This window comes from Planotetraspora thailandica, from assembly GCF_016863335.1.
GTDB classification, from domain to species: Bacteria; Actinomycetota; Actinomycetes; order Streptosporangiales; family Streptosporangiaceae; genus Planotetraspora; species Planotetraspora thailandica.
This window is the reverse complement of sequence record NZ_BOOR01000075.1, coordinates 1-6,417: the sequence shown is the minus strand read 5'-3', so window position 1 is coordinate 6,417 and position 6,417 is coordinate 1. Positions and strand designations below refer to the sequence as shown.

6 protein-coding genes are annotated in these 6,417 nt (G+C 68.1%); 1 reads left to right on the top strand and 5 read right to left on the bottom strand.

Annotated elements, in window-relative coordinates:
* Positions 1–559: 559 nt before the first annotated feature.
* Positions 560–1,678 (bottom strand): dual-specificity RNA methyltransferase RlmN, encoded by a 1,119-nt coding sequence (rlmN, locus tag Pth03_RS36615; RefSeq protein WP_203949081.1) that lies wholly within the window; start codon positions 1,676–1,678, stop codon positions 560–562.
* A 108-nt stretch (positions 1,679–1,786) separates the two neighbouring features.
* Here rlmN and Pth03_RS36610 point away from each other — a divergent pair, with 108 nt between their 5' ends.
* Positions 1,787–2,824, top strand: a complete 1,038-nt coding sequence (locus Pth03_RS36610; protein ID WP_239119648.1) for a suppressor of fused domain protein — start codon at positions 1,787–1,789, stop codon at positions 2,822–2,824.
* Here Pth03_RS36610 and Pth03_RS36605 read toward each other — a convergent pair.
* From Pth03_RS36605 to tsf, 4 genes are all read right to left on the bottom strand, one after another.
* Positions 2,821–3,810, bottom strand: coding sequence for a phosphatidate cytidylyltransferase (locus Pth03_RS36605; protein ID WP_239119647.1), 990 nt, complete (start codon positions 3,808–3,810; stop codon positions 2,821–2,823). The two genes, Pth03_RS36610 and Pth03_RS36605, sit on opposite strands and share 4 nt — an antisense overlap.
* Before the next feature lie 99 nt (positions 3,811–3,909).
* Complete coding sequence (gene frr / locus Pth03_RS36600; protein ID WP_203949080.1) at positions 3,910–4,467, bottom strand: ribosome recycling factor; 558 nt, start codon at positions 4,465–4,467, stop codon at positions 3,910–3,912.
* 9 nt (positions 4,468–4,476) lie between these two features.
* Positions 4,477–5,175: a UMP kinase gene (gene pyrH / locus Pth03_RS36595; RefSeq protein WP_239119649.1), complete on the bottom strand. Its 699-nt coding sequence runs from the start codon at positions 5,173–5,175 to the stop codon at positions 4,477–4,479.
* Positions 5,176–5,299: 124 nt separating this feature from the next.
* Positions 5,300–6,133, bottom strand: coding sequence for a translation elongation factor Ts (tsf, locus tag Pth03_RS36590; protein ID WP_203949078.1), 834 nt, complete (start codon positions 6,131–6,133; stop codon positions 5,300–5,302).
* Between the last annotated feature and the right edge of the window lie 284 nt (positions 6,134–6,417).

Here is a 6,417-nt window from a genome sequence, read left to right as displayed (position 1 = left end):
GAACACACCCCCGACCACGACCAACCCACCCTGACCAGCGAAAACCCGAACCCGGCTGAGCGCAGCAACGAGAAGACCGAAACGCATGACAGCGGCATCCGCGCAGACCACTGCGCCGGCGACAGAAGCGACCTCGACGCCGGCGAATCACGAGAAAGCACTGCCCACGTCACGCCGCGACGGGGTCAGAGCTCCGCAGAAAGGGCGACTTCACATGCTCAAGGCGACTCGTACGCCAGTGACGGTCGCAGCCCAGCCACTCCACCCGGCCGACCAAGCCCACTCCTCGGGCACGATGACGACCCGCCTCCCTTCTGAAGGCCCGTCACCCATCGCCTGCTCGGCCGAGCCGGGGGCGCGCTCAGTCACCCGGTTCCAGTACGAAGGCCAATCCAGCGCGAGGCCCAACCCTGGCGGAGCCCAATCCATAGGCGAAGACCCAGCACAACGCCGAAGCAAGCGCAATGCCCAACCATCGCGAGGCAGAACCCTGCGACACCAATGCCCGCGCGGCGCTCGGCCCAGCGCAACGGCCCCAATCAGCGAAAAACCTAATCAGTCAGGACGCGGGGGTCGCGGCGGCGAGCTGCCCGCACGCTCCGTCGATCTCGCGACCACGGGTGTCGCGAACGGTGACGGCGACGCCATGCGACTCCAGCCGCCGCACGAAGGCGCGCTCGTCCTCAGGACGGGAGGCGGTCCATTTCGAGCCGGGCGTGGGATTGAGCGGAATCAGATTGACGTGCACGAGCTTGCCCTTGAGGAGCCGGCCGAGCAGGTCGGCTCGCCACTCCTGGTCGTTGATGTCCTTGATGAGGGCGTATTCGATGGAGACGCGGCGCTTGGTCTTCGCGGCGTAGTTCCACGCGGCGCCGAGCACCTCGGCGACCTTCCACCGGGTGTTGATGGGCACGAGGGTGTCGCGGAGTTCGTCGTCCGGAGCATGCAGCGAGACGGCAAGCGTCACGGGGAGTCCCTCGTTGCCGAGCTTTTCGATCGCGGGGACGAGGCCCACGGTGGAGACGGTTATGCCTCGTGCCGAGATTCCCAGGCCTTCGGGTGCGGGATCGACGAGGCGGCGTACGGCACCGATCACAGCCTTGTAGTTAGCCATCGGCTCGCCCATGCCCATGAAGACGATGTTGCTGACCCGGGCCGGCCCGCCGGGCACCTCGCCCGCGGCCAGGGCGCGAGCACCGGCGACGACCTGCTCGACGATCTCCGCCGTGGACATGTTCCGGGTCAGGCCCGCCTGCCCGGTGGCGCAGAACGGGCAGTTCATGCCGCAACCGGCCTGGGAGGAGACGCACATGGTCACACGGTCGGGGTAGCGCATCAGCACAGATTCGACGAGCGATCCGTCGAAGAGCTTCCACAACATCTTGCGGGTCATGCCGTCGTCGCAGGTGATCTCCCGGACCGGAGTCAGCAGGGACGGCATGAGAGCGGATACCAGCCGCTCCCTGCTCTCGCCGGGCAGGTCGGTCATCTGGTCGGCGGACCCGGTGAGCTTGGTGAAGTAGTGCCGGGAAAGCTGGTCGGCGCGGAACGGTTTCTCACCCAGTTCGGCGACAGCTGCCCGGCGCTCCGTCATCGTGAGGTCGGCCAGATGGCGTTGCGGCTTGGCCCGGCGCGGCGCGACGAGGGTCAGCTGGCCGGTCTTGGGCTGGTCGCTCACGCGAAACCTTCCGATCTCCTGCAGATGTGGTCTTAACGACTGCCGAAAGCAGCCTTACATTCTGGACTGTGGCGGTTTGATCCTGACGGTGACTTCGGAGGTGAGCTGTTGGACAGCGCGGCCGTGGTGCTCACCAGCCCCAACCCCTACGGGAGCCGCACTCTCACCATCGAACGCGACCGGGCATCCTCAGTAGCTTACCTGCGCGGGCCCAAGGGAACCGTCCACGGAGCGGTCTGGCTGGCCAACCACGTGCCCGCTCCGGAGACGGTGGATCTGGCCCGCGCCAACGCCGGCCTGCCTCCCGTGATGGCCCGCGCGAACACCCGCAAGCCGGAGGGCACACCGCCGCTGGACGCAGCGTCGTTGTCCGTGCTCTGGTTCGAGGAGGGCGACGGCGTGGCCGTGTTCGAGAACGGCGACCTCCTCGCGGTCATTCCGGGCTGGTCCGACCTGGAACGTGGCATGCCGGGGTATTCCAGGGACGCCGTAGGCGAGTCCACGTTCGCGTGGTCGCTCAGCGAGGCCCTGGAGGGGCTGGCCCCACGCGTGGCCAAGGCCCAGGCGTACTGGCAGTGGCGTGAGGCGGAGGGCAGCTGGGCCTCGTTCCAGCAGTTCGTCATGGGGCACCTGGACAGCAGGCTCGGGCCACCCGGACGCTACTGGGACGTCAGCGGAGCGCGATTGCCCGTGGTGGGGGTGACCGAGCGTCCCCCGGGATTCGGTCGGGACTACACCGTGTTGTCGACGGTCGGCATGAGCTGCCAGCGGATGCCGACGGCCGAGCTGTACGACACGGCCTGCCGCATCGAACTGGCCATCGCGACGAGGCAGGATCCGGGCATTGCCACCCGGGTGCTGCTGTGGCTCGGCCAGTACCCGTGGCGGTCGGTCACCTGGCTGGGGCACGGCCATACGGCTCGCTGGTTTCAGGGCCCGGGAACGTTCCCCCTCAACGGGGGACATCAAGGGGTGATCATGCTGGCCGGTCCGCCGGGGATCCCCGACCTGTCGGGCTTCGCCTTCGGAGGCGAATCGGTCCGGTGGTTGTGGCTGGTCCCGCTGACCGACGCCGAGCTCCGGCTCGCCCAGGATCAGGGGCATGAGGCGCTTTCCGACCGCCTGGCCGTACGAAGCAGGATCTAGCCGATGAACAACGTGAGAAGCAGCCAAACGGGGACGAGGGTGAACAGGAGGGAGTCGAGGCGGTCCATGACGCCGCCGTGACCGGGCAGCAGGGTGCCCATGTCCTTGATGCCGAGGTCGCGCTTGATCACCGATTCGATCAGGTCGCCGAGGGTGGCGCACACGACCACGACCGCACCGAGGACGGCGCCCTGCCAGTACGCGCCCTCGAGCAGGAAGCGCACCAGTAACGCGCCGGCGACGACGCAGGCGAGCGCCGAACCCGCGAAGCCCTCCCACGTCTTCTTCGGGCTGATGAGCGGAGACATGCGGTGCTTGCCGAACATGATCCCCGCGAAATAACCGCCGATGTCGCTGGCCACGGTCACGGCGATGAAGATCAGCACCCGGTCCGGGCCGTCGTCGGGCTTGAGGAGCAACGGGATGAACCCGGCGAGCAACGACGGATAGACCGCGATGAAAACGCCCGCGGTGGCGTCCCTGACGAAACCCTCGGCTCCCTGGAACATCCGCCATGCCAGCACGACCATGACGGTCAGCGCGAAGGCGCCCACGAGGAAGGCCGGGCCGCCCCAGAACGGCCCGACGACCATGGCCGTCATGCCGACGAGCAGCGGGACCACCGGCACCTGGATGCCGCGTACGGCGACGGCCTTGGTCAGTTCGTGGACGCCGAGCCCGACGGCGGCGAGCACAACGAGGAGAAACGCGATCTTGACGATGTAGAGCGAGGCGATGACCACCACGCCGAGCGCGACACCCACGGCCACCGCGGCGGGCAGGTTCCGCCCTGTACGGCCCCCGCCGCCGGCGGCACCGCCCGGACCGGCACCGGGGACACCGCCCTCCGCGCCTCCGAACCCGCCGGAAACCCCTCCGGTGCCACCGGGCTCGAGCCCGCCACCGGTCGGAGGAACGCCGTCACCGTCGCCTGAGCCACCGGTCTCCGCGAAAGACCGGTCGCCAGCGGCAGCCGTACCGTCCAAAACGTCCTACTCCCTATACACGTGATCCTTGTGCCGCGCTGTGCTCACCGGACAGCGCGGCACAAGGATCACGTCGTGCCACATGCCTAGAACGCGGTCTCAGACCTCGAGCAGTTCGGCTTCCTTGTGCTTCAACAGCTCGTCGATCTTGGCCACATGCTTCTGGGTGAGATCGTCCAGCTCCTTGACCGCGCGGTGGACCTCGTCCTCGCCCACTTCGCCGTCCTTGACCAGCTTGTCGAGCGTCTCCTTGGCGTGCCGGCGGATGTTGCGCACCGACACCCGGCTGCTCTCCGCCTTGGTGCGGGCGACCTTGATGTACTCCTTGCGGCGCTCCTCCGAGAGCTCGGGGAACACCACGCGGATCACCTGGCCGTCGTTGCCGGGGTTCACACCGAGATCGCTGTCACGGATGGCCTTCTCGATCGCGCCCATCGCTCCCTTGTCGTACGGCTGGAGCAGGACCATGCGCGCCTCGGGCACGTGGAACGATGCGAGCTGCTGGATCGGGGTGGCCGATCCGTAGTAGTCCACAAGGATCTTGTTGAACATCGAGGGGGTGACGCGGCCGGTGCGGATGCCCGCGAAGTCGTCCTTGGCGACCGTCACCGCCTTCTCCATCTTCTCCTCGGCTTCGAAGAGGGTCTCGTCGATCACTGCGGCTCCCTATTTCCCTGCCGGACTCACCAGCGTGCCGATCTTCTCTCCGCGGACCGCCCGCAGGATGTTGCCGTCGCCCATGAGGTCGAAGACCACGATGGGCAGGCCGTTGTCCATGCACAGGCTGATCGCGGTGGAGTCCATGACCCCCAGGCCGCGCGTCAGCACCTCACCGTAGTCGAGCTGGTCGAACCGGACCGCGTCGGGATTCTTCCGCGGGTCCGAGTCGTAGACCCCGTCGACCTGGGTGCCCTTCAACAGGGCCTCGGCGCCGATCTCGAGGGCACGCTGCGCCGCGCAGGTGTCGGTGGAGAAGAACGGCGAGCCGAGACCGGCCCCGAAGATGACCACGCGCCCCTTTTCGAGGTGGCGGATGGCCCGGCGGGGCAGGAACGGCTCGGCCACCTGCTGCATCGTGATCGCGGTCTGAACCCGCGTCTCGATGCCGCGCTTCTCCAGGAAGTCCTGCAGCGCCAGGCAGTTGATCACAGTGCCGAGCATGCCCATGTAGTCGGCCCGGGCGCGGTCCATGCCCCGCTCGGACAGGGCCGCCCCGCGGAACATGTTGCCCCCGCCGACGACCACGGCCACCTGCACGCCCTCGCGTACGGCCTCGGCCACAGAGTCGGCGAGCTGGGCGACGACCAGCGGGTCGATCCCGAGCGCCTCGCCGCCGGCGAACGCCTCGCCGGACAGCTTCAACATCACGCGCTTCCAGCGCAATCGCCCATCATGCGACGAAGCCGCCGGCGTGGCGGGTCTGGTGTTCTCCTGCACGGCGGCGGCCTCCTCGGATGTAACTGCGGGTCAACGGCTCCTGGCTGTAAGCCTAAGCCTGGCCGACCTTGAAGCGGGTGAAGGCCAGGACCTTCACGCCCGCCTCGGCGGCGACCTTCGCGATCGTCTTCTTGTTGTCCTTCACGAAAGCCTGCTCCAGCAGGGTGAAGTCCTTGTACCAGCCGTTGAGGCGGCCCTCGACGATCTTGGCGATGGCGGGCTCCGGCTTGCCCTCCTCGCGCGTCATCTGCTCGAAGAGCGAGCGCTCCTTGTCGATCACGTCGGCCGGCACCTCGGCGGGGCTGAGGTACTTCGGCGCCATGGCGGCGGTGTGCTGGGCGATGTCCTTTGCGACCTCGGCGTTCTCCTGGTCGAGCTGGACGAGCACGCCGACGGCCGGCGGGAGCTGCGGGTCGGTCTTGTGCATGTAGGAGACGATGAAGCCGCCCTCGAGCACCGAGAACCGGCGAATCTCGATCTTCTCGCCGAGCGCGGCGTTGGCCTCGTCCAGCTGCTCCTTGACGGTCTTGCCGTTCAGCTCGGACTCGAGCAGGGCCGGCACGTCGGAGGGCTTGGTCGCGAGGATGTGCGCCACGACGTCGGCGGCGAGCTGCTGGAAGCGCTCACCCTTGGCGACGAAGTCGGTCTCGCAGTTGAGCTCGAGCAGGGCGGCGAGCGAGTCGCCCTCGTGCTTGACGGCGACGAGGCCGTTGGAGGCGGTACGGGCCTCCCGCTTGCCGACGTCCTTGGCGCCCTTGAGACGCAGGATGTCGACGGCCTTGTCGAAGTCGCCCTCGGACTCCTCGAGCGCCTTCTTGCAGTCCATCATGCCGGCGGCGGTCAGCTCACGAAGCCGCTTGACGTCGGCCATGTTCACGGAAGCCATTGTCCTATTTCCTCTTTGGAAACCCAGGTCAGATCAGATGTCCCGTGGCGGGCGCGGGCCGAGGCCGCGCGGGCCCGCCACGGTCGAGCCATGAGGCCGCCCGTACGGCGTCGCCGTACGGGCGGCGTGCTACGCCTGCTCCCCGTCGGCGGGCGCCTCAGCGGGAGCCTCAGCAGTGGTCTCGGCGGGAGCCTCAGCGGCCGGAGCGGACTCCTCGGTCGCGGCCTCAGCGGCCGGAGCGGACTCCTCGGTCGCGGCCTCAGCGGCCGGAGCGGACTCCTCGG

Coding starts and splice junctions, on each gene's coding strand:
- pyrH (WP_239119649.1), bottom strand. CDS start 5,175: ATGTTGAAGCTGTCCGGCGAGGCGTTCGCCGGCGGCGAGGCGCTCGGG.
- tsf (WP_203949078.1), bottom strand. CDS start 6,133: ATGGCTTCCGTGAACATGGCCGACGTCAAGCGGCTTCGTGAGCTGACC.